Source organism: Serinicoccus marinus DSM 15273 (assembly GCF_008386315.1).
In the GTDB taxonomy this organism is placed as follows: Bacteria; Actinomycetota; Actinomycetes; order Actinomycetales; family Dermatophilaceae; genus Ornithinicoccus; species Ornithinicoccus marinus.
The window spans coordinates 510,779-532,766 of record NZ_CP043808.1 but is presented as its reverse complement, the minus strand read 5'-3'; the positions used below and the strand labels follow the sequence as shown (position 1 = coordinate 532,766).

The following is a 21,988-nucleotide window of genomic DNA, read 5'->3' as shown; positions in this document are numbered from 1 at the left end:
GAGCGCGTCAGGGGCGCTGACCTGCGGCTTCGGCGATACGAGCGAAGTCGGCGACGGTCAGCACCTCTCCGCGCGCCTGGGGGTCGACCCCCGCCGCCCGCAGGTATGCCTCCGCCTGCGCCGCCGACCCGGCCCACCCCGCGAGCGCCGCGCGCAGCGTCTTGCGGCGCTGTGCGAAGGCCGCGTCGACGACGGCGAAGACCTGCTCACGGGTCACGTCCACCGGCGGCGGGTCCCGGCGCACCATGCGCACCAGGCCGGAGTCGACGTTGGGCGCGGGCCAGAAGACGCTGCGGCCGATCCGCCCGGCGCCGGTGACGTCGGCATACCAGGCGGCCTTGACGCTGGGCACGCCGTAGACCCTGCCGCCGGGCCGCGCCGCGAGCCGCTCGGCGACCTCGAGCTGCACCATGACGAGCACGGTCCGAAGCGTGGGCACGGTCGCGAGGAGGTGCAGCACGACGGGGACGGCGACGTTGTAGGGCAGGTTGGCGACGAGGGCGGTGGGCTGCGGGTCGGGCAGGGTGTCGACCCGCAGGGCGTCGGCGTGCAGCACCGTCAGCCGGTCTGCCAGGTCCGGCGCGTGCTCGGCGACCGTGAGCGGCAGCTGGGCCGCGAGGGCCGGGTCGATCTCCACCGCGGTGACCTGGCGCACCTGCGCGAGGAGGCCCAGGGTGAGCGAGCCCAGCCCGGGCCCGACCTCCAGCACGACGTCATCGGTGCCGACGTCGGCGGCGCGGACGATGCGTCGGACGGTGCCCTTGTCGATGACGAAGTTCTGCCCCCACTGCTTGGTCGGCCGGATCCCGAGCCGGGCCGCCAGGTCACGCACCTGCGCCGGCCCGAGCAGCGCGGCGTCGGTCCCGCCGGTGTCGCCCTGCGCACCGGAGGACGGCCCGCGCGTCGGTCGCTCGCTCACGCCCGGCATCCTCTCACCCGACGTCCCACCCCGACCTCTCCCGCACCGGGGTGCTCCGCCAGGCTCGGAGGCACCCGTGAGCCTCCTCTCGCCGGGGCGCGCGAGGGTCTGCCACGCTGGTGCTGGTGCCGCTCCTGACCCCCGCCAGGCCGAGGCGGCACGTCTCCTGGGCTTGCGCGTCGCCTCACCAGGGGCCGTAGACCGCCTCGCTGGTCGCCGAGAGGGCCTCGCACAGCTGCGGCACCGAGGTGTTGAGCGTCGCGGCCATCGCCCGCACCGTGAGCGGGACGAGGTAGGGCGCGTTGACCTGGCCGCGGTGCGGCGTGGGTGTGAGGTAGGGCGCGTCGGTCTCGACGAGCAGGTGCTCGACCGGCGTCACCGCCAGGGCGTTGCGCAGGTCCTTGGCGCTCTTGAAGGTCACGGTGCCCGCGAACGACAGGTAGTAGCCGCGGCGGACGCACTCGCGAGCCATCTCCATGTCGCCGGAGAAGCAGTGCAGCACCGTCTTCTCCGGGGCACCTTCCTCGGCGAGGATGCGCAGCACGTCGTCGTGGGCGTCCCGGTCGTGGATCTGCAGCGCGAGGCCGAGCTCCTTGGCCAGCGCGATGTGCCGGCGGAAGGAGTGCTGCTGCGCGGCGACGCCCTCCTCGCCGGTCCGGAAGTAGTCCAGGCCGGTCTCCCCGATCACCCGGATCCGGGTATGCCCCGCCAGCGCGCCGATCTCGTCGATCGCCGCGTCGAGGTCCCCGGTGGCCTCATGACCCGGGGCCTCGTTGGGATGGATGGCGACCCCGCCGAGCACCGCCGGGTGCTCGTCCACGACCTGGACGGTCCAGCGCGCCGCCTCGATGTCGCAGCCGATCTGGACCAGCCGGTCGACGCCCACGGCTGCGGCCTCACGGACCACCTGCTCGACCGGGAGGCGCTCAGCCCCCTCGCGCTGCGTGTCCAGATGGCAGTGGTTGTCCGCCACGGCGATCGGTAGCGGGTCAGGAGCCGGCGGCCGGTCGGCCAGCCGCTCGTCACTCATGGCACGACCTGCCGCGGCGACGCCATCATCGACCTGGGCAAGGTTGTGCACCCGATGCGCCCTTCTCGACCGTGCTTCCGGTGCAGAGCCTTTCCCAGGTCGGGCCGGCGGTGCAGAGCCTTGCCCAGGTCGGGCCGGCGGTGCAGAGACTTGCCCAGGTCGGGCCGGCGGTGCGCGGGCGTCATACCGCGGCGCCGGCGGGGTCGTCGACCAGCCCCAAGCGGGCCCGCTCCTCCTCGACCACCGAGGGGTCGAGCTTGGTGAAGATCGGCGACGGCTTGGCCACCGGCGCACCCACCTCGACCGGGCGGTGCTCCCAGCGCGGCGCGGCGGAGTAGTCGCCGGTGATGACCGGGTAGTCCGGCCGCGAGCTGTCGTCGAGGTCGGTGACCGTCTCCAGCCGCGGCATCGGCTGGAAGTCGCCCTCGCCGCCGAGCGCCCGGTGCACGGCGGTCGAGCTGTGCGGCAGGTAGGGCGACAGGATCGTGTTGAGGTCGACGACGACCTGCGCGAGGGTGTGCAGCACCGTCGCCAGGCGCTCGCGCTGGTCGTCCCCCTTGAGCTTGAAGGGCTCCGTCGTCGAGACGTAGGCATTGGCCTCACCAACCAGCCGCATCGCCTCGGCCAGCGCCGCCTTCTGCTTGTGGGTCGCGATGAGCCCGCCGACCGTGCCGAAGCCCTCACGGACCTGGTCGAGCAGGGCCCGGTCGACGTCCTTGAGGTCACCGGGCTCGGGGATCTCGCCGAAGTTCTTCGCGATCATCGAGGCGGTCCGGTTGACCAGGTTGCCCCAGCCCGCGACCAGCTCGGTGTTGGTCCGCTTGACGAACTCGGGCCAGGAGAAGTCGGAGTCGGCCGTCTCCGGCGCGGCGGCGGAGAGGAAGTAGCGCAGCGCATCGGGCTGGTAGCGCTCCAGCACGTCGCGGACGTAGATGACGACGTTGCGCGAGGTGGAGAACTGCCGGCCCTCCATGGTGAGGAACTCGCTGGAGACCACCTCGGTCGGGAGGGTGAGCTCGCCGAAGGGACCGGTCTCACCGCCCTTGCTGCCCTGGCCGTTGTGGGCCAGCATCTCGGCCGGCCAGATCTGGGAGTGGAAGGTGATGTTGTCCTTGCCCATGAAGTAGTAGGTCAGGGCATCCGAGCCGTTCCACCACTCGCGCCAGCGCTCGCCCTGGTCGCCCGGCAGCCGCCGGGCCCACTCCACCGATGCGGACAGGTAGCCGATGACGGCGTCGAACCAGACGTAGAGCTTCTTCGTCGGGTTCTCCCGCCAGCCGTCGAGCGGGATCGTGATGCCCCAGTCGATGTCCCGGGTGATCGGCCGTGGCCGGATCTCGGACAGGATGTTCTGCGAGAAGCGGATGACGTTGGGCCGCCACAGCCCGCTCTGTTCCCGCCCGTCGAGCCACTCCCCGAGCGCGTCCGCAAGCGCCGGCAGGTCGAGGAAGAAGTGCTGCGTGTCGCGGAACTCCGGCGTCTCACCGTTGATCTTGGAGCGCGGGTCCTTCAGCTCGGCCGGGTCGAGCTGGTTGCCGCAGTTGTCGCACTGGTCGCCGCGCGCCTCGGCATACCCGCAGATCGGGCAGGTGCCCTCGATGTAGCGGTCCGGCAGCGTCCGGCCAGTCGAGGGGCTGATCGCGACCTGCTGGGTCTGCTCGATGAGGTAGCCGTTGCGGTGGCAGGCGAGGAACATCCGCTGCACGACGTCGTCGTGGTTGGCCGTCGTGGTGCGCGTGTAGAGGTCGTAGGACACCCCGAGCGCGGTGAGGTCGGCCGCGATGAGCGCGTGGTTGGTGTCGATGAACTCCTGCGGGCTCTGCCCCGCCTTGTCCGCCTGGACCAGGATCGGCGTGCCGTGCTCGTCCGAACCGGACACCATGAGCACCTCGTGCCCCGCCATCCGCATGTAGCGGCTGAAGACGTCGGAGGGCACCCCGAAGCCGGCGACGTGACCGATGTGGCGCGGGCCGTTGGCATACGGCCAGGCGACCGCGGACAGGACGTGACTCATGGGTCACCAGTCTAGGTGCGCCCCGGCGGGCACCCTCCCCGTCCCGGCGTCGTCCCGGGCACGGGCGGCGTTCGTTCGGGGCGCGGGCGGCGATCGGCCGGGGCGCGGGCGGCGATCGGCCTCCGGTGCTCACGCAGGTCACGTGAGCCACACCCGTCGCAGGAGGCGGGGAAAGTCACCGATGCCGCCGGTATTGCTCCGGCATCCGTGCAGATCCCCGCACGGGGATGCGCGAGTGACCCCTGGGATCTCCGTGACGTGCCGGAGTCCGGTATGCCGTCGCGCCGCTCCTCCGGCACCGCCGCTCAGTCGCCGAGCGGGACCACCTGGACGTCAGTGAGCCCCAGGGGCTCGGGGTCGCGCGCTCCTCCTGGCACCGTGCCGACATCGGTGACCTGCGCCTGCTCGGTCGCCGACAGCTCGGGAAGTCCCAGGAAGGTCACCGGCCGGCCGTCGACGAGCTCGCGCACCCGTACCGAGGTGGCGGTCTCCCAGCGACCACCCGCGTCGTCGCCGATGCGGACGGCGACCTCCCCCGCGCGAGGCTCCCAGCCGCCGACCACGACGAGGGTGCCGCCAGCCACCGGCAGCACGACGGCCCGTCCGTCTGCCAGCTCCTCCTCGACCGACAGCGCCTCGGTGCTGGACCCTTGATCCAGCCACAGGAAGCCCTCGACGGTGGATCTCCAGGTCACCGGCGGCTCCCCCACGCCGACCTCCACGTGCTGGGAGAGCACGTAGGACTCGGCTGGCCAAGGCTCACCGTCCACGATGACGTCCACGTCCGCGGTGCCGGATTCGTCACCGACCGAGAGCAGGACTTGATGCCCCGCCAGTTCCGCTGACCCGTTCTCGCCGCGGTCATCCGACATCACTGCCTTCACCTCGGGCGGGACGAGGGTCACCTCCCACGACGTGGAGCCATCGACGCCGCTGACGATGCCGGCGCCGCCATGGGTGGGCATCACGTCGATCCGGTCGTCGTCGGTCGGTCCCCGGACTCCCCACTGGCTGGCCTTCTCATCGAGGAAGACGAGGAATCGGCGACCTCCTACCGAGAGCCGCAGTGAGGGCACTTCATGGCCGGTGAGGGTGACGACCGTGTCACCGGAGGTCACGTACAGCTCACCTGGGTCTCCTGGCCCGTCCACCGCTGCTGCCGCGGCATACCCGATCCTCGCCCCGTCGACGTCACTCGCCCCGCCGACGCACAAGCTGCACCGTCCTCCCCAGGCCACCTGACCTCCGGTGTCGTCCTCGGTGTGAAGCCAGACCGCGACCGTCAGCCCGTCCGTGCGGAACACCTGGATGTCTCCCGGCCCGTCCTGCGCCGCGAGCGGCTCGGGCAGGACCTCCCCGTCGCGCGAGACGACGAGCTCCGGCTGCTCCTCCCCCTCCACCGTCCGCAGCTCGGCGTTCCAGGAGGTCTCGCCCGACAGCCCGAAGAGGCGGCCGTCCAGGTCGAGGTCCGACCAGGTGACCTCGGCCGGGGCCGTGACCGGGTCCTCACCAAGGGGCGCGACCGCCCAGCCGAACCACAGCACCCCCGTGACGGCGAGCGCCGACACGGCGGCGGCGACCCGACGACCACGACGGATCGTGCTGCCGCGCCGCACCACGTCCTCGCGAGACACGTGCAGCGGTGGGGCGTGGCCGCCGGCCCGGTCGAGCAGCGCCACGACCTCGTCGATGTCCTCGCGGGCCTCAGTCATGGGACTCCACTCCCTCCAGCAGCTCGCGCAGCGCGCGGCGACCGTTCATCGCATACTTCTTGACGCTGCCGACCCCCACACCGAGCGTGCGCGCCGTCTCGGCCTCGGAGAGGTCGAGGTAGTGACGCAGCACGACGCACTCGCGCTCACGCCGGGGCAGCCGGGCCAGGGCACGGACGAGGTCGACCGACATCGGGTCGTCGGACGTGGCCCGCTCGGGCACCGCGTCGGTGAGCACCTCGCGGCGCCGCTTGCGCCAGCGGTCGGTGTGCAGGTTGACGATGGTCCGCCGGGTGTAGGCGGCAGGGTTCCCGCAGCGCACCCTGGACCATCGGGCGTACGTCCGTGCCATCGCCTCCTGGACGAGCTCCTCGGCGACGTGGCCGTCCCCGGTGAGCATCCAGGCCGCGCTGAGCAGCCGCGAGGAGCTGGAGTCGAAGAACTCCACGAACTCCTGCTCGTGCGTGGACCGCATACCGCCTCCTGCTCGACACCCTGTCATCCCCTCAACGGGCCGGCGGGTCAGGAGGTGGGGTCGGGCCCGGTATGCCGTCGCGCCGCTACTCCCCCTTCGGCACCGTGAGGGCGCGCCAGGTCAGGGGCCCGACGACGCCGTCGACCGGCGGGGCGAACATGCCCTGGAACTCCCGGACCGCGGCGTCGGTGAGGGGTCCGAAGGCGCCGTCCTCGGCGAGCCCGGGCAGCATCGACTGCACCGCCCGCACGTGGTCGCCGGTGTCGCCGAGCCGTGCGGTGGCGATGAGGCCGGGCCAGTCGAGCTGCCCGCACGTCGTGGAGACGAACTGCGCGCGCTGGGTCAGCTGCCACTGCCGCATCGCCTCACCGGTGAGCGGACCGTAGCTGCCGTCGACGTCAAGACTGGCGCCGCGGTGGTTCAGCAGGTGCTGCACCGCCCGGACCCGCCAGTTGTCGTCCTGGGTGTGGCCGACCTTGGCCATGCCCCAGATGTGTGCCCCGGCACGGCGGGTCGAGAAGAACGACCACGTCTCCTGGCCGGCGAGGCCGTCGATCGTCAGCCCCCACCGGCGCTGGAACTCGGCGACGGCCGCGGCGGTGTCCGGCCCGTACACCCCGTCCACCGCGAGCGCGGGCACGCCGACGCGCCCGCCGGGGTCGAAGCCCTGCACCCCGCGCACCGCCTCGCCGCTGGAGCCGGGACCGGTGGGGACGACGAGCGCGACCCAGGTCGCGGTGTCGACGTCCCCGGTCGACGGCAGCCCCTGGTCGGACTGGACGGCCGCGACGGCCGCCGCGGTCAGGGGCCCGAAGAGCCCGTCGACGACGAGGGACGCGCCGCGCTCCCGCAGGAGGAACTGCATACCTCGCACGACGAGCGGGGCCGCGTCCCCCGGGGACAGGTCCCTCCACGGTTCGACGTTCATGATCGCTGCCTCTCCGGCCGGGCACGGTGCGACGGCCTCTGCCGGTCGGAGGACCCTGCCGCCCCCTGGATACCTCCTCGACCCGACCGGTCCTCGGCCGGCAGGAGGGGACCCGCCCGTATGCCGCGTGGTTCACTGGTGGCGACGGCTCCCGCCGGGGGTCGCCCGAGTCAGGAGGCCATCACGTGCTCGCTGCCCTCACCGGAGCCGGCCTGTCGGCTGCGGCGGGGCTGAACGCCTACATCCCGTTCATCCTCGTCGCGCTGATCGCACGCTTCACCGACGTCATCAATCTGCCGCACCAGTACGCCTGGATCGAGTCCAACTGGGCCATCGGCATCGCCGCCGTGCTGCTGCTCTCGGAGGTCGTGCTCGACAAGGTCGCGCTCGTCGACCACATCAACGACGCCGTCGGCACCTTCGTCCGCCCGGCGACCGGTGGCCTCATCTTCGCCGCCACCACGGCGGCCGAGGACTTCGAGCAGGGCTCGTCCTTCATGCGGGACAACCCCTGGGTGGGCGTGCTGCTCGGCATCATCACCGCCGGGATCGTGCACACCGGCAAGGCGGTCAGCCGCCCGGTCGTCAACGCCGGCACGGCGGGCATGGGCACCCCGGTCGTTTCGGCCGCCGAGGACGGTGCGGCGGTCACCCTGTCGCTCGTCGCGATCTTCCTGCCGGTCCTCGTGATCTTCCTGCTCCTGCTGCTCCTGTGGGGCGGGGTCGTGCTGTGGCGGCGCAGCCGCGCCCGCAGGCGTCACCGGGACCAGCTGATGGCGGACGCCGGCTACAGCTGATCGCGCGGGGCCGGGGGCATCTCGTCGTCGAGGGACTGCGGGCGCAGCAGCGCGGCCGTCAGGCCGCAGACAGCGGCGAGCACGACCAGCCCGGCGCCGAGCATGAGCATGACGCCGACGAGAAAGGGCCAGGCCCGCTCGGGGACGGCGTCGCTGCGCGACCAGGCATAGGTCCCGACGAGGGTGCCGAGGAGGGTCGTGATGGCGGCGATGCCGCCCAGGCCGCGGGCCCGTCGACCGTTGACGAACCACCCGGCGGCGACCCCCAGCGCCCCGCCGATGGCGGCGGCGACCCCGCACCAGACCATCGACCACGTCGTAGGGTCACCGGCATCGCCCGGCAGCACCTGCGTCGTGGCGTAGACCGCCACCAGGCCGGCGAGCACGCCACCGGCCAGGCCCCCCAGGATCGCCATCCAGTTGAACCGCATGCGTGCCTCTCGTCGTGGAGTCCGGGCCCGTCACGGTACGGGCCCGGCACAGTCAACCACGGGTCCGGCCGCCCCACCAGGGGCCGCACCGCAGTCGACCAGGGCTGCCCCGGCGACGCGTCCCCACCACCGTGATCAGCGGGAGCGGATGGCCTCGTCGTAGATCGCCCGCGCGGACAGGCCCGTCCGCCCGGCCAGGTCCCGAGTGACGTCCTTGAGCCGCTCCCCGGCGGCGACCCGCTCCCGCACCTCGGGTATGACGTCGGCCGGGTCGGTGGTCGCCGCCGCTCCCCGCGGGCGACCGGCCACGACCACGGTGATCTCGCCCTTGACCCCGTCGGCGGCCCAGGCCGCGAGCTCGGCCAGCGTGCCGCGCCGCACCTCCTCGTAGGTCTTGGTCAGCTCCCGGCAGACGGCGGCGGACCGGTCCTCGCCGAGCACCGTCGCCATGGCGGTCAGTGTCGCGGCGAGCCGGTGAGGTGCCTCGAAGAAGACCATGGTGCGCGGGTCGTCGGCGACCTCGGCCAGCACGCGCTCGCGCTCCCCGGCCTTCCTCGGCAGGAAGCCCTCGAAGCAGAAGCGGTCGACCGGCAGGCCGCTCACCGCGAGCGCCATGAGCACCGCCGACGGGCCGGGCACGCAGGTCACCGGGACGTCGGCCGCGACGCACGCCTGGACCAGGCGGTAGCCGGGGTCGGACACCGAGGGCATACCGGCGTCCGTCACGAGCAGCACCCGGTCACCGCCCTCGATCCGCGCGACCAGCTCGGGCGTGCGGGCGGCCTCGTTGTGCTCGTGGTAGCTCACGACCTCGCCACCGACCTCGATCCCGAGCCGGTCGGTCAGCCGACGCAGCCGGCGGGTGTCCTCGGCGGCGACGACGTCGGCGCTGGTCAGCTCGTCGAGCAGACGCGGGCTGGCGTCGCGGGAGTCCCCGATCGGGGTGGCGGCCAGGACGAGGGCGGGCTCGGGCATGCCGCCACACTAGGGCTCGTTGCTAGGCTGCGGCAGCACCCCCGGGGGAACGAGGAGGAGCCACCCATGTCCACGTCGCCGACGACGTCCCGCCGTCCCGCCCACCGCGAGCCCGGCCTGGTGATGTTCGCCCTGGTCGTGCTCTACAGCGCGCTCGTCTGGGCCTGGTGGCCCGCCGAACGGCTGGTCGGCGGCGTCTCCATGGTGGTGGTCCTCATGGCGGTCGGCGGCGTGCTGTGGGTCGTCCTGACGGTGGTCTTCGTCCGCTGGGTGGAGCGCCTGGAGCGGGAGGGAGAGCAGGTATGAGGGTCACCGAGACCGTCCTCGTCGGGCTCTACCTGCTCGGCATGACCGTGGTGGGCGTCTACTTCTACCGCCGCGCCCGACGCTCCGAGGACGACTACTTCACCGCCGGGCGGTCCATCGGCACCTTCGTGGGCGCCTTCGCCATCTTCGCCGCGATCGCCAGCTCGAGCTCGGTCATGGGGGCCGTCGGCGGTGGCGTCGCGCTGGGCCTGCCCTACTTCGCGACGTATGCCTTCGGCGTCATCGCGGCGCTGCCCCTGGTCATCTTCCTGGTCGCGGCCCAGCTCAGCCGGTCCGGGGTGCGGACGGTCCCCGACTTCTTCCGGCAGCGCTTCGGCACGGCGGTGCAGGTCACGGCGGCCGTCATCGTCGTCGTGGCGATGACCTTCTACCTCGTGCCGCAGCTCACCGCGTCCGGCCTCATCGGGTCCTACGTGCTGGGCATCGACTACCAGACCGCGGTCATCGTCCTGGGCCTGGGGTTCACGCTGTATGCCGCGCTCGGCGGCATGTGGGCCATCACCTACACCGACCTCATCCAGGGCATGATCCTGCTGGTCGGCGTGATGCTCGTGGCGCTGTCGATCCTCGTGGCGCACGACGGTGACCTGGCCGGGCTGCTCGACGAGGCGCTGGCCGTGGACCCGGCCTTCGGCACCGTCACCCAGCCGTGGATGTCCTACTTCGGCCTCTTCGTCGCCTTCATCTGGTTCGGGATCATCTCCCCGTCCGTGGTGATGCGCAACTTCGCCTCCCGGAGCGCCTTCGTCGCCCGCCGGTCCTCGATGTGGGCGACCCTGATCTACACCACGCTGTTCCTCTGCGGGGCGGTGGTGGCGATCGCCGGTGCGGCGATGGGCCGGGTGGACGAGCTGGAGAACCGCGACTTCATCTTCATCCTGGCCATCGAGGAGTACCTGCCGACGATCCTGGCCGGGGTCATGCTCGCCGGCCTGCTCGCGGCCATCATGTCCTCGGCCGACGCGATGCTCCTGGCGATCTCGGCCGGGGTCGCCCACGACATCTACAAGGGCGTGCTCAACCGGCAGGCCTCGGAGCGGTTCGTGACCGGCCTGGGCCTGGTGATGATGTTCGTCGCGGTGGGCATCGGGATCGTCATCGCCGTCGACCCGCCGGGGCTCATCGCCGTCATGGTCGGCTGGGTCGGCGGGTTCCTCCTGTCCAGCTTCGGGGCCCCGCTCGTCCTCGGACTGTGGTGGCGGCGTGCGACGAGCGCGGGAGCGCTGGCGGCGATGCTGGGCGGCGCGGGGGTCTTCGTCGTCCTCATGCTCGGCGGGTGGCTCCCGACCAACGCCGAACCCGTCCTGGCGGCGCCTGCCAGCCTGGCCATCATGATCGTGGTCAGCCTCCTCACCGGCCCCGCGACCCGCGAGCAGCGTGAGCTGGTCGACCGGTACCACGCGGTGGCACCGGGCGCCGGCGCCTCGGACTGACCGTGACCCGGACGCTGACGTGCTTCGGTGACACCCTGCTCACCGAGGAGCAGGCCAGGGCTCACGCGCGTCCACGCTGGTGGCAACGGCGAGCCGCACGGACACCCGGGGGCGCGGGCCGTCTCGTCCTGCACCCGATGTGGGTGGCCTGGGCGGAGGTCGTGGCAGCGCGACCCCCGCTGGCTCCGCTGGTGCGACCGACGATGATCTTCGTCGACGCCGTCTCGGAGTACCGCGGGGTGCTCGGGGTCGTCCCGCGCACGCAGCGCCTCACGATCGACGGCCCGCGGGTGCTGCGCGAGGGCCGGACCCTGGTGGTGGACGAGCGTGTGACGGTGCCTGCGCCCCGGCTCGACCGGGACCGGGCGGCCGATATGGTCACCGAGGTGCAGCGTGGGCAGATCGACCGGACCTACCTGCTGCGCAAGCCCCAGCACCGCACGCGGCGGCTGGAGCTGCTGCACCTGCCGGTCTGGCGCTTCGCGTCCCCGGGCACGGGCATACCGGAGCGCGTCGTCAACGCGGTGACCGGGGAGGACGAGGGCTACCTCGCGGCGCGGTGGCGCGCTGCTCAGTCGCCGGCGGAGGCGCCGTAGCCGGCCCGGCGGTAGTCGCCGTTGAGCTGGCCGATGACGTTGAGCGGGATGCCCTTGGGGCAGGCGCGGGTGCACTCGCCCAGGTTGGTGCAGCCGCCGAAGCCCTCGAGGTCGTGCTGGGCCGTCATGGCGACCACCCGGGCGTCGCGCTCGGGCTGGCCCTGCGGCAGCTCGCCGAGGTGGGTGACCTTGGCTCCCATGAAGAGCATGCCGGAGGCGTTGGGGCAGGCCGCGACGCAGGCGCCGCAGCCGATGCACTCGGCGGCCATGAAGGCGCGGTCGGCGTCCTTCTTGGGCACGGGGGTCGCGTGCGCGTCCGGGGCGGAGCCGGTGTTGGCGGAGATGTAGCCGCCGGCCTGGATGATCCGATCGAAGGAGGTGCGGTCGACGCAGAGGTCCTTGATGACCGGGAAGGCGTCGGCACGCCAGGGCTCGATGACGATCTCGTCGCCGTCGTTGAAGCTGCGCATGTGCAGCTGGCACGTCGTGGTGCGCTCGGGGCCGTGCGCCTCGCCGTTGATGACGACGCCGCACATGCCGCAGATGCCCTCGCGGCAGTCGGAGTCGAAGGCGACCGGCTCCTCGCCGTCGGCGATGAGCCCCTCGTTGAGCAGGTCCAGCATCTCCAGGAAGGAGCTGTCCTCGCTCACCTCGTCGAGCCGATAGTCCACCATCCGGCCCGTGTCGGCGGGACCCTCCTGGCGCCAGATCTTCAGCGCGATCCTCACTTGTAGCTCCTCTGCTTCAGCTCGATGAAGTTGTAGACGAGGTCCTCCTTGTGCAGCACCGGGGCACCTTCGTCACCACCCCACTCCCAGGCGGCGACGTAGGCGAAGTCGTCGTCGTGGCGCAGCGCCTCGCCGTCCTCGGTCTGGCTCTCCACCCGGAAGTGACCGCCGCACGACTCGCGCCGGTGCAGCGCGTCCACGCACATGAGCTCGCCGAGCTCGAGGAAGTCGGCGACCAGGCCCGCCTTCTCCAGGCTCTGGTTGAGCCCCTCGGCGCTGCCCAGGACGCGCACGTTGGACCAGAAGTCCTCGCGCAGGGCGCGGATCTCCTCGATCGCCCCCTTGAGCCCCTCCTCCGAGCGCTCCATGCCGCACTGCTCCCACATGATCTTGCCGAGCGCCTTGTGATAGCTGTCGACCGACCGCGTGCCGTCGATGCTCATCAGCCGCTCGATGCGCGAGGTCACCGCCTGCTGCGACTCGACGACGGCGGGGTCGTCGTCGTCGATCTTCGGGAACGGGCCCTTGGCGAGGTAGTCACGGATGGTGTTCGGCAGCACGAAGTAGCCGTCGGCCAGACCCTGCATGAGCGCGGACGCACCGAGCCGGTTGGCACCGTGGTCGGAGAAGTTGGCCTCGCCGGTGACGAAGAGCCCCGGGATCGAGGACTCCAGGTCGTAGTCGACCCACAGCCCGCCCATCGTGTAGTGCACGGCCGGGTAGATGCGCATCGGCACCTGGTAGGGGTTCTCCCCGGCGATGCGCTCGTACATGTCGAAGAGGTTGCCGTACTTGGACCGGACGGCGTCCTCACCCATGCGCTCGATGGCGTCGGCGAAGTCGAGGTAGACGCCGCGCCGCACACCGTCGACGGCGGGGCCGACGCCGCGGCCCTCGTCGCACATGTTCTTGGCCTGCCGGGAGGCGATGTCGCGGGGCACGAGGTTGCCGAAGCCGGGGTAGATCCGCTCCAGGTAGTAGTCGCGGTCCTCCTCGGGGATCTCGCGCGGGTCCTTGTCGCAGTCCTCGGCGTTCTTCGGCACCCAGATGCGGCCGTCGTTGCGCAACGACTCGCTCATCAGGGTCAGCTTGGACTGGTGGTCGCCGCTCTGCGGGATGCAGGTCGGGTGGATCTGGGTGTAGCAGGGGTTGGCGAAGTAGGCGCCCTTGCGGTGCGCCGCCAGCTCGCGGTGACGTTGCACCCCATCGCGTTGGTCGACAGGAAGAAGACGTTGCCGTAGCCGCCGGAGGCCAGCACGACATCGGCGAGGTGGGTCTCGATCTCGCCGGTGACCATGTCGCGGGCGATGATGCCGCGCGCCTTGCCGTCCACGACCACGAGCTCGAGCATCTCGTGCCGGGCATACATCTCGACGGTGCCGGCCGCGATCTGCCGCTCCAGCGCCTGGTATGCCCCGATGAGCAGCTGCTGGCCCGTCTGGCCGCGGGCGTAGAAGGTGCGGGAGACCTGGACACCGCCGAAGCTGCGGTTGTCGAGCAGACCGCCGTACTCGCGGGCGAACGGCACGCCCTGCGCGACGCACTGGTCGATGATGTCGGTGCTCACTCGGCGAGGCGGTAGACGTTGCTCTCGCGGGAGCGGTAGTCACCGCCCTTGACCGTGTCGTAGAAGAGGCGGTGGATCGAGTCACCGTCGCCCTTGTAGTTCTTCGCCGCGTTGATGCCGCCCTGCGCCGCGATGGAGTGCGCGCGGCGCGGGCTGTCGTGGTAGCAGAACGACTTGACCTGGTAGCCCGCCTCGCCCAGCGTCGCGCCCGCGCTGGCCCCCGCCAGCCCGGTGCCGACGATGATGACCGAGAGCTTGCGTCGGTTGGCCGGGTTGACCAGGGCCGCCTCGAACTTGCGGTTGGTCCAGGTCTCGGAGATGTCCCCGCCCGGGGCCTTGCTGTCGGCGACCGGGGCACCCTCGCGGTAGAGGCCGTTCACCAGCGACGAGTCCTGGTCGGGCTCGGTCTCGGTCAGCGTGTCGCTCATGCTGCGCTCCTCAATCACGTCAGTCGATGATGCCGAACAGGATGGACAACGGCGGATGAGGAAGCCGACCACGACCACCGTCGCCACCAGGATCGCCGTGAAGCGGATCTGCTCGGCCCGCTTGAGCGAGGTGTTGAGCCCCAGCGTCATCGCCGCGCCCCAGACGCCGTGCAGCAGGTGCATCCCCAGGAAGAACATCGCGGCGACGTAGATGAGCACCGCCCACCAGACGCTGAAGCTGCTGATGACCCGCTCGGCGGGGCTGGCGTAGGCCCCGTCGATGGTGATCGTCTGGGTGGTGAAGTGCAGGATGTGGAAGACGACGAAGGCCAGCAGCGCCAGCCCGCCCCAACGCATGGCCTTGGCGTAGAACGTGCCGTAGGAGGTCTTCTTCTTGCCCGCGTAACGGGTGGTGCGCGCGCCCCCGGCGCGGCGCCACAACGTCATGCTCGCCCAGATGTGCAGGAGCACCGAGACGAGCAGCCCGATCCGCGCCACCCAGAGCACGCCCTTCTCCGGGATCATCGGCTCACCGAAGGTCCGCAGGTGGTGGGCGTACTCGTCGAAGCCTCGGGCCCGGCGAGGATCATGAGGTTGCCGTACATGTGCACCAGCAGGAAACCGACGAAGAGCAGCCCGGTGACCGCGACGACGGTCTTCAGCAGGATGCTCGGCGGGCCCGTGCGGGCCGCTTGCCTGGGAGCAGTTGAGGTGGCCACCCTCTGATTCTAGCGCCCGACCTGCGGCGACTCCCCTCGGCCCTGCACCCCCGGCAGGCACCCGGGACGTCCCGGGTCAGCACCTACGATGACCGGTATGGAGTCACTGCGGGCGCGCCTGCTCGGCCCGGCGCCCGCGACGCTCACCTCGCAACGCCGTGCCGCGGCGCTCGGGATCCTGCTGCTGACCCTCGTCGGCGGGGCGCTGCGCTTCTGGCGACTCGGCTACCCCGACCGGCTCGTCTTCGACGAGACCTACTACGTCAAGCAGGGGTGGTCGCTGATCCGCTTCGGCCACGAGCGGGAGATCAAGAGCGGGCTGGAGGAGCCGGACGCGCTCTGGACGGCGGGCGACCCGGACGTCTTCGGCGACCAGCCCGACCTCATCGTCCACCCGCCCGTCGGCAAGTGGATGATCGGGCTCGGCGAGCTCGTCACCGGGCCCGAGTCGTCCACCGGCTGGCGACTGTCGGCCGCCACCGTCGGGACGCTGTCGATCGCGCTGCTCGGCGTCGCGGCGTGGCTGCTGTGGCGCAACGCGCTGCTGGCGATCAGCGCCGCGACCCTGCTCGCGGTTGACGGGCACCACTTCGCGTCCTCGCGCATCGGGCTGCTCGACATCTTCCTCATGTGGTGGGTGCTCCTGGCCTTCGTCCTGCTCCTGCTGGACCGGGAGCAGGGGCGCCGCCGGCTCACCGCGCGCTGGGGGCCGTGGTGGGAGCGCACGCACGGTCCCGGCGTGAGCGTGCCCCGGTCGCCCTGGGCGCGCGCCCGCCGCTGGTGGGGGCCCAGCCTCGGGATCCGGTGGTGGCGCCTGGCCGCGGGGGTATGCCTGGGCCTGGCGATCGGGACCAAGTGGTCCGGGCTCTACTTCCTCGCCGTCTTCGGGCTGATGACCGTCGCCTGGGACCTCGGCGCTCGCCGGGCCGCCGGGGCGCGGGACTGGCTCGCGGGCACTGTGGTGCGCGACGGCATACCCGCCTTCCTGCTCATGGTGCCGACCGCGTTGCTCACGTATGTCGCGAGCTGGGCCGGGTGGTTCGCGACCGCCGGGGGGTGGAAGCGGCAGTGGGCGGTCGAGAACCCGGCCCCGTCGGGCAGCCTGGTCGGGCTCGTGCCGGACCCGCTGCGCTCGCTGTGGGCCTACCACCAGGAGCAGTGGAACTTCCACATCGACCTGGCCAACGACCACGCCTGGAAGTCCAACCCGTGGAGCTGGACGGTGCAATGGCGGCCCACGCTCTTCTACGCCGAGTGGCCCGAACGCGGCGAGAAGGGGTGCGAGGCCGCCGAGTGCGTGGAGTACATCGCCTCGCTCGGCAACGTCGTGCTCTGGTGGGGCGGCACGGTCGGCCTGCTGGTCGTGGCGTTCCTATGGCTGCTGGGGCGGGACTGGCGGGCGGGCGCCGCGCTCTCCGGGATCGTCGCCGGCTGGCTGCCGTGGCTCCTCTACCAGACGCGGACCGTCTACAGCTTCTACGCGGTCGCCTTCGTGCCCTGGCTGGTGCTCGTGGTGGTGTGCTGCCTCGGGCTGGTGCTCGGCCGCGCCGACGCCTCACCGGCGCGCCGCCGCTGGGGCGCGGTCGCGGTGATCGGCTACCTGACGCTGGCCGCGGCCTGCTTCGCGTGGTACTGGCCGGTCCACACCGCCATCACGATCCCGCGCGAGGCTTGGAATCTGCGCATGTGGTTCGACTTCTGGACCTGAGGGCAGCCAGCGGGGCTGTTACAGGGCGGAACAGTCGCCCGATGGCCCGGTCGTGCGGCGAAAGCGACCCGGTTCCGGCCCCTGAGTGGGCCACTCGACGAGGCTCGGCGGTCGCCTCAGACATCCAGCCCCATCGCCTCGGCCATCTTGAGGTGCGGCGCCCCCTCCTCGGCGCGGCCCGCGCGCTGCAGGGTCCGGGCCAGCACGAGGTGGGCGTAGGCGTCGCTCGGCCAGCGCTCGACCATGGCCCGCAGCTCGGTCTCCGCCGGGCCCAGCCGCGCGGAGTGGTAGTAGCTGCGCGCGAGCAGCAGGCGCACCTCCGCGTTGCCCGGGTCCGCCTGCGCCAGCGGCTCGAGCAGGGCAGCGGCCCTCAGGTAGTCCTTGGTCTCGAAGGCGAAGGTCGCCCGGTCGTAGCGCGCGTGGTCGTCGAGCTGCTCGTCCGACGGCAGCGACACAGCGTCGCCGCGTCCCTCACCCCGTGGCTCGTCGGCGCCGGTCCCGTCCAGCCCCCGCAGCATGTCCTCGAAGTCGCCCATGCTCCTCCTACGCGCGGAAGCCGTCGAGCATTCCCGGGGTGGCCCGGTCGGCGAGGTCGACCGCGAGCGGCACCGGGATGTTGGGCGCCAGCAACCGTTCGTTGCCCGCTGCGGTGGTGGCGGTGAGGTCCGCGAGCCCGAGGCGGCGCTGGAAGAAGCTCTGGTCGAGGGTCCACCCGATGATGCCCGCCCGCTCGAGCACCTCGCGGCTGCGGATGACGGCGCCGGTCTGCACGATCACGTGCCCGTCGGTGAGCCCGTGCCCGAGGTTGCGCCACGCGCTCTCGGCGATCAGCAGGTTGAGGAGGCCGACGACGGCCAGCACGGCGAGCGGCCCCCACCAGGGCAGCGCCTCGAAGATCCACACGTCGAGGACGAAGGTCGGTATGCACGCGAGCCCCGCCAGGACGAGGCTGCCCCACTGGCGCCGAACGTGGATCCGACGCCGGGCCCGGGGCCCGTGCCCGACGAGCGGCATCGTGAGCGGGCCGTCCTCGCCCAGCAGCTGGTGTCCGACGTCCTGGACCACCTGGCGGGGCGCCGGGGGAGCAGCTTGATGACGCTGCCGCCCGCACCGACCCCGGTGGCGAGGGCGGCCAGCTCACCGCCGCGCACGAAGCGCAGCAGGAACTGCTCGGTCATCAGGACGCCGCGGATCTTGCCGCTCTCCAGGGTCTGGCTCCTGGTGGTGAACAGCCCCCGGGTGAGCCGGATCTTGCCGCCGCCCTCCCGGACCAAGCGGAGGTTCCACCACGTGATGACGTAGGAGATCGTCGACACGAGGAGCCAGCTGATCAGCAGGATCGCGAGCGCGCCGAGGACCAGGACGGCGACGGCCTGGGCCACCACCCACTCCCAGGCGCCCTCGGCGACGGCGACCTCGTCGACGGGGATGTCGTCGCCGAACTGGCCGAGCACACCGAGGGCACCCGCGACGACGACGAGGCTGGACAGGCTGAACGGCGCATACCGCAGCCAGCTCCAGTCGATCCGGGCCAGCTCCTCCTCCGGGGCGGGCAGGCTGCGCTCGGGCTCGCCCGCCGGCGCGTCCTGCGGCGTCCCGGCCTCCGCGACCTCGTCGTCGGCGAGGTGGGACCGGGCCAGCAGGTCCACCCGCAGCTGCGCGGCCTGCTCGCGCGGCAGCCCGTCGAGGGTGATCTGCGAGGTGTCGACGCCCGTGCCGACCTGCGCCTTGGTCAGCCCGAGGACCCGGCGCAGCAGCGAGGACTCCAGGTCGACGCTGCGGATGCGGTCCAGCGGGGCGGTGACGAGCTTGCGGTTGAGCCACCCGGTGCGCAGCTGCAGCTGCTCGGGGGTGAAGCGGTAGCGGGTGAAGTGCCAGGAGAGCAGGCCGAAGACGACCGCCAGCACAGGGAAGACCAGCGCGATCCAGATCCACGGGCCGCCGCCGCTGAGACCGTCACCACGCATGACCTGGAAGACGACCAGGGCGAGCGGGACGATCATCGACCGCAGCGCCAGCAACGGGTGGACCAGCAGCATCCGGGGGCTGAGCCGGTGCCAGCCGTCGTCCGGACCGGCGTCGGCGGTGCCCACCGGCGGCATACCCGCGACGTCGGGCCGCTCCTCGACCTCCGGCCCGGCGCCGGGGGCGTGCGGCTCGCTCACGTGGCGTCACCCGGGTCTGCCCGGTGACCCGGGCCAGGTCGCGGTGACGCGGTCGGCGAGGTCGGTGTCCAGGCACGGGAGGGTGATCGGTCCCGCGGCCGAGGCGGTGGTCACGGTGACGTTGGCGAGCCGGAAGAGCCGCATGATCGGCCCCCGCTCGGTGTCGACCGTCTGCACCCGGGACAGCGGCGCGATGCGCTGCTCGCGGGAGAGCCACCCGGTCTGGGAGAACACCCGCTCCCCGGTGACCTCCCAGCGCGTGCGCCGGTAGCGGATCGTGGGCTCGAGGATCAGCTCGAGGACGTTGTAGACCATGATCAGGACGAACAGCGGCCCGAGCCACCGCGCCCAGGAGTCCGGCAGGAACCAGTGGATGGTGAACAGGACGCCCCACGTGAGGACGCTGCCGATGAAGTTCTGCACCACCCAGCAACGCAGCGCACGCGGGCTCACCTGGTGCGCCGGCTCCCGCAGCGCCGGGCCGACGTCGACGTGCTCGGGCTGGACGACGGTCATGCGAGGGTCGCCACGAGGAGGGCCTTGATGGTGTGCAGGCGGTTCTCCGCCTGGTCGAAGACGATGCTGGCCGGCGACTCGAAGACCTCGTCGGTCACCTCGAGACCGTCCTTCAGCTCCGGATGGGTGTCCATCAGCTCTCGCCCCACTGCGGTGTCGGTGTCGTGGAAGGCCGGCAGGCAGTGCATGAAGCGCGCCGCCGGGTTGCGCGTGGCCGCCATGAGATCGGCATCGACCTGGAAGGGCATCAGCTGCTCGATCCGCTCTCCCCAGGCGTCGGCCGGCTCCCCGATGGAGACCCAGACGTCAGTGTGCACGAAGTCCACGCCGGAGACGGCGGCGAGGGGGTCGTCGGTGATCGTCACCCGCGCACCGGTGGTCTCGGCGACCTCCTGGCACAGGGCGACCACGGAGGGGTCAGGCTGCAGCCCGGCCGGGGCACCGACGCGGACGTCCATGCCGAGCTTGGCGCCCAGCAGCAGCAACGAGTGACCGGTGTTGTTGCGGGCGTCGCCGAGGTAGGCGTAGGAGATCTGCGACCACGGCTTGTCGCAGTGCTCGGCCATGGTGAGGGCGTCGGCGAGCATCTGCGTCGGGTGCCACTCGTCGGTGAGGCCGTTGTAGACCGGCACACCGGCATACCGGACGAGCTGCTCGACGGTCGACTGGGCCGCGCCGCGGTACTGGATCGCGTCGTACATCCGACCGAGGACGCGGGCGGTGTCCTTGATCGACTCCTTGTGCCCGATCTGGGTGCTCTTGGGGTCGAGGAAGGTGGTGTGGGCGCCCTGGTCGGCGGCGGCCACCTCGAAGGCGCTGCGGGTGCGGGTCGAGGTCTTCTCGAAGATCAGCGCGACCGACCGGCCGACGAGGCGGCGCTCCTCGGTGCCGGCGCGCTTGGCGGCCTTGAGCTCGGCGGCGAGGTCGAGCAGCGACCGGATCTCCTCCGGCGTCTCCTCCACCAGGGACAGCAGGCTGCGGCCCCGCAGGTCCACGGTCATGGTCGGGCTCCTCGCTCGGGTGCGGACGGCCGGGTCTCACCCGCCGGCCGCTGGGCTCCAGCCTAGTCGTCGCGCGACCGCCGGCTCTCGCACCCGGGTGGCCGGGTCGGGTGGGTTGGCTGTCCGTGGTCACTCGACGGCGGGCCGCACAGCACGAGAGCCCGCCGAGTGACTCGGCGGGCTCTCCGGTGGTGGAGCTGAGGGGAATCGAACCCCTGACCTTCTCATTGCGAACGAGACGCGCTACCAACTGCGCCACAGCCCCGTGTGCGTCTCCAGACTATACAGACCCGCAGGTGGCCAGCCCAAACCAGCGACGAGCCGGGCGGCCGGGGCGACGGACCGGCAGGCGGGGTGGTGGGGACCTGGTCGGCCGGCGCCGAGCGCGGGGCTCAGCCGACGCGGTGGATCTGCGGGAGGTCCTCGAACTCCTCCTCCAGCGCCATCTCGGTCCCGTCCGCGGGCAGCTCGGCGGAGCCGGTCGACGGCTGCGGGGCGCCACGGTATGCCTTGGCCTTGAGCGTGTAGGTCGGCGGCGGCACGGGGGCGGGCGTCCACGACCCGGGCGCCGCGACCGTCTCGGCCTCGTCGGCCACCGCCGTGACGGCGACCGGTGGGGCCGCGAGGTCGGCCTCGATCTCGTCGATGTCGAAGAGCGCGGGGCGCGCGGGCCGGAGGTCCACGGCCCGACGCGCGGTGCCGGCGGAGGCCGGTGCGACGGGACCGGCCGAGGCGGAGGCCGCCGTGGCGCGGGCCTGGGCGGCGAGCGGGGAGGCGGACGCTTCCGCGGTCACCGTGACCTCCGCCGACGCCTGCGCCTCGTGGCCCGGACGGCGGCTGTCGGCCTGCACCGGTGCGGGCGCACCGGATCGCTGCGGTGCCGTGTCCGGGCGCACCGTCGCACGACGCGGCCGGGCCCGGCGCGAGCGCTGGGCGGCGGCGGAGCGCCGCACGAGCAGGAGCGTCGCGGCCAGCACAGCGACGCCCACGAAGCTCCACCACCAGTCCAGCACGGGGCTGACCCCGAGCGAGACGAGCGCCACCATCGCCACGGAGGCGACGATCAGCGCGGTCGCCCGCAGCTGTGCGGCACGCCGTGCGCGCCGCACCGCCGGGGTGGGACCGACGGCGGTGGCACCGCTCCGGCGCCGGGGCGCCGGTGCGCTCGACGACGCGCTGGCCGCAGGACGAGCGGCAGCGGGACGGGCCGCCGGGCGCGCCGTCGCGGCAGCAGAGGCCGCAGCGCTCCCGCCGCGCTTGACGACGACGTCCGGCCGGGCCGGGCGCAGCGGAGAGACGGAGTAGGCGGCCGGCGCCTGCTCCGCGATGTCGGGGCGCGGGAGCGCCCGACGGCGCTCGAGCACGCGCATGGCCTCGGAGAACCGGTCGACCGACCGCGCGGTCGCGACGTGCTCACGACGGCGGACCCAGTGCTGGACGAGATAGACAGCCCAGACCGCCACGATGACGACGAAGATGAGGCTGCTGACCGGAGGCACGGGACTCACGGTAGGTGCCA

General features: G+C 72.1%; 21 protein-coding genes, 1 tRNA gene and 2 pseudogenes. 5 read left to right on the top strand and 19 right to left on the bottom strand.

Features of this window, described 5'->3' with window-relative positions:
* Positions 1 to 7 precede the first annotated feature (7 nt).
* The 6 genes from rsmA to FU792_RS02665 all read right to left on the bottom strand — a co-directional run bounded on the left by rsmA (position 8) and on the right by FU792_RS02665 (position 7,078).
* On the bottom strand, positions 8 to 919 hold the full coding sequence (rsmA, locus tag FU792_RS02690; protein ID WP_022924493.1) for a 16S rRNA (adenine(1518)-N(6)/adenine(1519)-N(6))-dimethyltransferase RsmA: 912 nt from the start codon (positions 917 to 919) through the stop codon (positions 8 to 10).
* 184 nt (positions 920 to 1,103) lie between these two features.
* Entirely contained in the window at positions 1,104 to 1,949 is an 846-nt protein-coding gene (locus FU792_RS02685; protein WP_022924494.1) for a TatD family hydrolase, read from the bottom strand.
* A gap of 181 nt (positions 1,950 to 2,130) precedes the next feature.
* Positions 2,131 to 3,963 carry a methionine--tRNA ligase gene (gene metG, locus FU792_RS02680; protein ID WP_022924495.1) on the bottom strand — a complete coding sequence of 611 codons (1,833 nt, stop codon included), beginning with the start codon at positions 3,961 to 3,963 and terminating at the stop codon, positions 2,131 to 2,133.
* A 305-nt stretch (positions 3,964 to 4,268) separates the two neighbouring features.
* Positions 4,269 to 5,675 carry a hypothetical protein gene (locus FU792_RS02675; protein WP_022924496.1) on the bottom strand — a complete coding sequence of 469 codons (1,407 nt, stop codon included), beginning with the start codon at positions 5,673 to 5,675 and terminating at the stop codon, positions 4,269 to 4,271.
* Complete coding sequence (locus FU792_RS02670; RefSeq protein WP_022924497.1) at positions 5,668 to 6,150, bottom strand: SigE family RNA polymerase sigma factor; 483 nt, start codon at positions 6,148 to 6,150, stop codon at positions 5,668 to 5,670. Before FU792_RS02670 ends, FU792_RS02675 begins: the two co-directional genes overlap by 8 nt.
* Before the next feature lie 85 nt (positions 6,151 to 6,235).
* Positions 6,236 to 7,078, bottom strand: a complete 843-nt coding sequence (locus FU792_RS02665; RefSeq protein WP_052327767.1) for a peptidoglycan-binding domain-containing protein — start codon at positions 7,076 to 7,078, stop codon at positions 6,236 to 6,238.
* Positions 7,079 to 7,263: 185 nt separating this feature from the next.
* On the opposite strand from FU792_RS02665, the gene FU792_RS02660 reads away from it, so the two are divergent.
* Positions 7,264 to 7,875 (top strand): DUF4126 domain-containing protein, encoded by a 612-nt coding sequence (locus FU792_RS02660; RefSeq protein WP_022924498.1) that lies wholly within the window; start codon positions 7,264 to 7,266, stop codon positions 7,873 to 7,875.
* Here the strand turns inward: FU792_RS02660 and FU792_RS02655 are convergent.
* Entirely contained in the window at positions 7,866 to 8,306 is a 441-nt protein-coding gene (locus FU792_RS02655) for a hypothetical protein (protein WP_022924499.1), read from the bottom strand. The two genes, FU792_RS02660 and FU792_RS02655, sit on opposite strands and share 10 nt — an antisense overlap.
* A 135-nt stretch (positions 8,307 to 8,441) precedes the next feature.
* On the bottom strand, positions 8,442 to 9,281 hold the full coding sequence (gene rsmI, locus FU792_RS02650) for a 16S rRNA (cytidine(1402)-2'-O)-methyltransferase (protein WP_022924500.1): 840 nt from the start codon (positions 9,279 to 9,281) through the stop codon (positions 8,442 to 8,444).
* 66 nt (positions 9,282 to 9,347) lie between these two features.
* Here rsmI and FU792_RS02645 point away from each other — a divergent pair, with 66 nt between their 5' ends.
* The 3 genes from FU792_RS02645 to FU792_RS02635 are packed head-to-tail and all read left to right on the top strand — an operon-like array spanning position 9,348 to position 11,637.
* Positions 9,348 to 9,587, top strand: coding sequence for a hypothetical protein (locus tag FU792_RS02645; protein WP_022924501.1), 240 nt, complete (start codon positions 9,348 to 9,350; stop codon positions 9,585 to 9,587).
* Positions 9,584 to 11,041, top strand: a complete 1,458-nt coding sequence (locus FU792_RS02640) for a sodium:solute symporter family protein (RefSeq protein ID WP_022924502.1) — start codon at positions 9,584 to 9,586, stop codon at positions 11,039 to 11,041. Before FU792_RS02645 ends, FU792_RS02640 begins: the two co-directional genes overlap by 4 nt.
* A gap of 2 nt (positions 11,042 to 11,043) precedes the next feature.
* Positions 11,044 to 11,637 (top strand): hypothetical protein, encoded by a 594-nt coding sequence (locus tag FU792_RS02635; protein ID WP_033418622.1) that lies wholly within the window; start codon positions 11,044 to 11,046, stop codon positions 11,635 to 11,637.
* Here the strand turns inward: FU792_RS02635 and FU792_RS02630 are convergent.
* The 4 genes and pseudogenes from FU792_RS02630 to FU792_RS17635 all read right to left on the bottom strand — a co-directional run bounded on the left by FU792_RS02630 (position 11,613) and on the right by FU792_RS17635 (position 15,079).
* On the bottom strand, positions 11,613 to 12,365 hold the full coding sequence (locus tag FU792_RS02630; protein ID WP_022924504.1) for a succinate dehydrogenase/fumarate reductase iron-sulfur subunit: 753 nt from the start codon (positions 12,363 to 12,365) through the stop codon (positions 11,613 to 11,615). The genes FU792_RS02635 and FU792_RS02630 overlap by 25 nt on opposite strands.
* Positions 12,362 to 14,360, bottom strand: a pseudogene (locus FU792_RS02625) (fumarate reductase/succinate dehydrogenase flavoprotein subunit). Before FU792_RS02625 ends, FU792_RS02630 begins: the two are co-directional and overlap by 4 nt.
* Positions 14,361 to 14,477: 117 nt before the next feature.
* A pseudogene (locus FU792_RS18335) lies at positions 14,478 to 14,885 on the bottom strand (succinate dehydrogenase/fumarate reductase transmembrane subunit); the annotation flags it as partial.
* Positions 14,882 to 15,079 carry a hypothetical protein gene (locus tag FU792_RS17635; protein ID WP_238706029.1) on the bottom strand — a complete coding sequence of 66 codons (198 nt, stop codon included), beginning with the start codon at positions 15,077 to 15,079 and terminating at the stop codon, positions 14,882 to 14,884. The gene FU792_RS17635 and the pseudogene FU792_RS18335, both read right to left, overlap by 4 nt.
* 97 nt (positions 15,080 to 15,176) lie before the next feature.
* On the opposite strand from FU792_RS17635, the gene FU792_RS18330 reads away from it, so the two are divergent.
* On the top strand, positions 15,177 to 16,787 hold the full coding sequence (locus tag FU792_RS18330; RefSeq protein WP_022924507.1) for a dolichyl-phosphate-mannose--protein mannosyltransferase: 1,611 nt from the start codon (positions 15,177 to 15,179) through the stop codon (positions 16,785 to 16,787).
* A gap of 116 nt (positions 16,788 to 16,903) precedes the next feature.
* On the opposite strand, the gene FU792_RS02610 is transcribed toward FU792_RS18330, so the two are convergent.
* The 7 genes from FU792_RS02610 to FU792_RS02580 all read right to left on the bottom strand — a co-directional run bounded on the left by FU792_RS02610 (position 16,904) and on the right by FU792_RS02580 (position 21,968).
* Entirely contained in the window at positions 16,904 to 17,323 is a 420-nt protein-coding gene (locus FU792_RS02610) for a tetratricopeptide repeat protein (protein WP_022924508.1), read from the bottom strand.
* A gap of 7 nt (positions 17,324 to 17,330) precedes the next feature.
* Positions 17,331 to 17,690, bottom strand: a complete 360-nt coding sequence (locus FU792_RS02605) for a PH domain-containing protein (protein ID WP_161600186.1) — start codon at positions 17,688 to 17,690, stop codon at positions 17,331 to 17,333.
* Positions 17,615 to 18,952 carry a PH domain-containing protein gene (locus FU792_RS02600; protein ID WP_149814529.1) on the bottom strand — a complete coding sequence of 446 codons (1,338 nt, stop codon included), beginning with the start codon at positions 18,950 to 18,952 and terminating at the stop codon, positions 17,615 to 17,617. Before FU792_RS02600 ends, FU792_RS02605 begins: the two co-directional genes overlap by 76 nt.
* A gap of 6 nt (positions 18,953 to 18,958) precedes the next feature.
* On the bottom strand, positions 18,959 to 19,468 hold the full coding sequence (locus FU792_RS02595) for a PH domain-containing protein (RefSeq protein WP_149814527.1): 510 nt from the start codon (positions 19,466 to 19,468) through the stop codon (positions 18,959 to 18,961).
* Complete coding sequence (argF, locus tag FU792_RS02590) at positions 19,465 to 20,469, bottom strand: ornithine carbamoyltransferase (protein WP_022924511.1); 1,005 nt, start codon at positions 20,467 to 20,469, stop codon at positions 19,465 to 19,467. The genes FU792_RS02595 and argF overlap by 4 nt, the downstream gene beginning before the upstream one ends.
* Positions 20,470 to 20,658: 189 nt before the next feature.
* Positions 20,659 to 20,734, bottom strand: a tRNA-Ala gene (locus tag FU792_RS02585).
* A gap of 127 nt (positions 20,735 to 20,861) precedes the next feature.
* Entirely contained in the window at positions 20,862 to 21,968 is a 1,107-nt protein-coding gene (locus FU792_RS02580) for a hypothetical protein (RefSeq protein WP_022924512.1), read from the bottom strand.
* Between the last annotated feature and the right edge of the window lie 20 nt (positions 21,969 to 21,988).

Bases quoted from the DNA above. Each gene is read 5' to 3' on its own strand.
- FU792_RS02685 (WP_022924494.1), bottom strand. From the start codon at position 1,949: ATGAGTGACGAGCGGCTGGCCGACCGGCCGCCGGCTCCTGACCCGCTA.
- metG (WP_022924495.1), bottom strand. From the start codon at position 3,963: ATGAGTCACGTCCTGTCCGCGGTCGCCTGGCCGTATGCCAACGGCCCG.
- FU792_RS02675 (WP_022924496.1), bottom strand. From the start codon at position 5,675: ATGACTGAGGCCCGCGAGGACATCGACGAGGTCGTGGCGCTGCTCGAC.
- FU792_RS02670 (WP_022924497.1), bottom strand. From the start codon at position 6,150: ATGCGGTCCACGCACGAGCAGGAGTTCGTGGAGTTCTTCGACTCCAGC.
- FU792_RS02665 (WP_052327767.1), bottom strand. From the start codon at position 7,078: ATGAACGTCGAACCGTGGAGGGACCTGTCCCCGGGGGACGCGGCCCCG.
- FU792_RS02655 (WP_022924499.1), bottom strand. From the start codon at position 8,306: ATGCGGTTCAACTGGATGGCGATCCTGGGGGGCCTGGCCGGTGGCGTG.
- rsmI (WP_022924500.1), bottom strand. From the start codon at position 9,281: ATGCCCGAGCCCGCCCTCGTCCTGGCCGCCACCCCGATCGGGGACTCC.
- FU792_RS02645 (WP_022924501.1), top strand. From the start codon at position 9,348: ATGTCCACGTCGCCGACGACGTCCCGCCGTCCCGCCCACCGCGAGCCC.
- FU792_RS02640 (WP_022924502.1), top strand. From the start codon at position 9,584: ATGAGGGTCACCGAGACCGTCCTCGTCGGGCTCTACCTGCTCGGCATG.
- FU792_RS18330 (WP_022924507.1), top strand. From the start codon at position 15,177: ATGGAGTCACTGCGGGCGCGCCTGCTCGGCCCGGCGCCCGCGACGCTC.
- FU792_RS02610 (WP_022924508.1), bottom strand. From the start codon at position 17,323: ATGGGCGACTTCGAGGACATGCTGCGGGGGCTGGACGGGACCGGCGCC.
- FU792_RS02595 (WP_149814527.1), bottom strand. From the start codon at position 19,468: ATGACCGTCGTCCAGCCCGAGCACGTCGACGTCGGCCCGGCGCTGCGG.
- argF (WP_022924511.1), bottom strand. From the start codon at position 20,469: ATGACCGTGGACCTGCGGGGCCGCAGCCTGCTGTCCCTGGTGGAGGAG.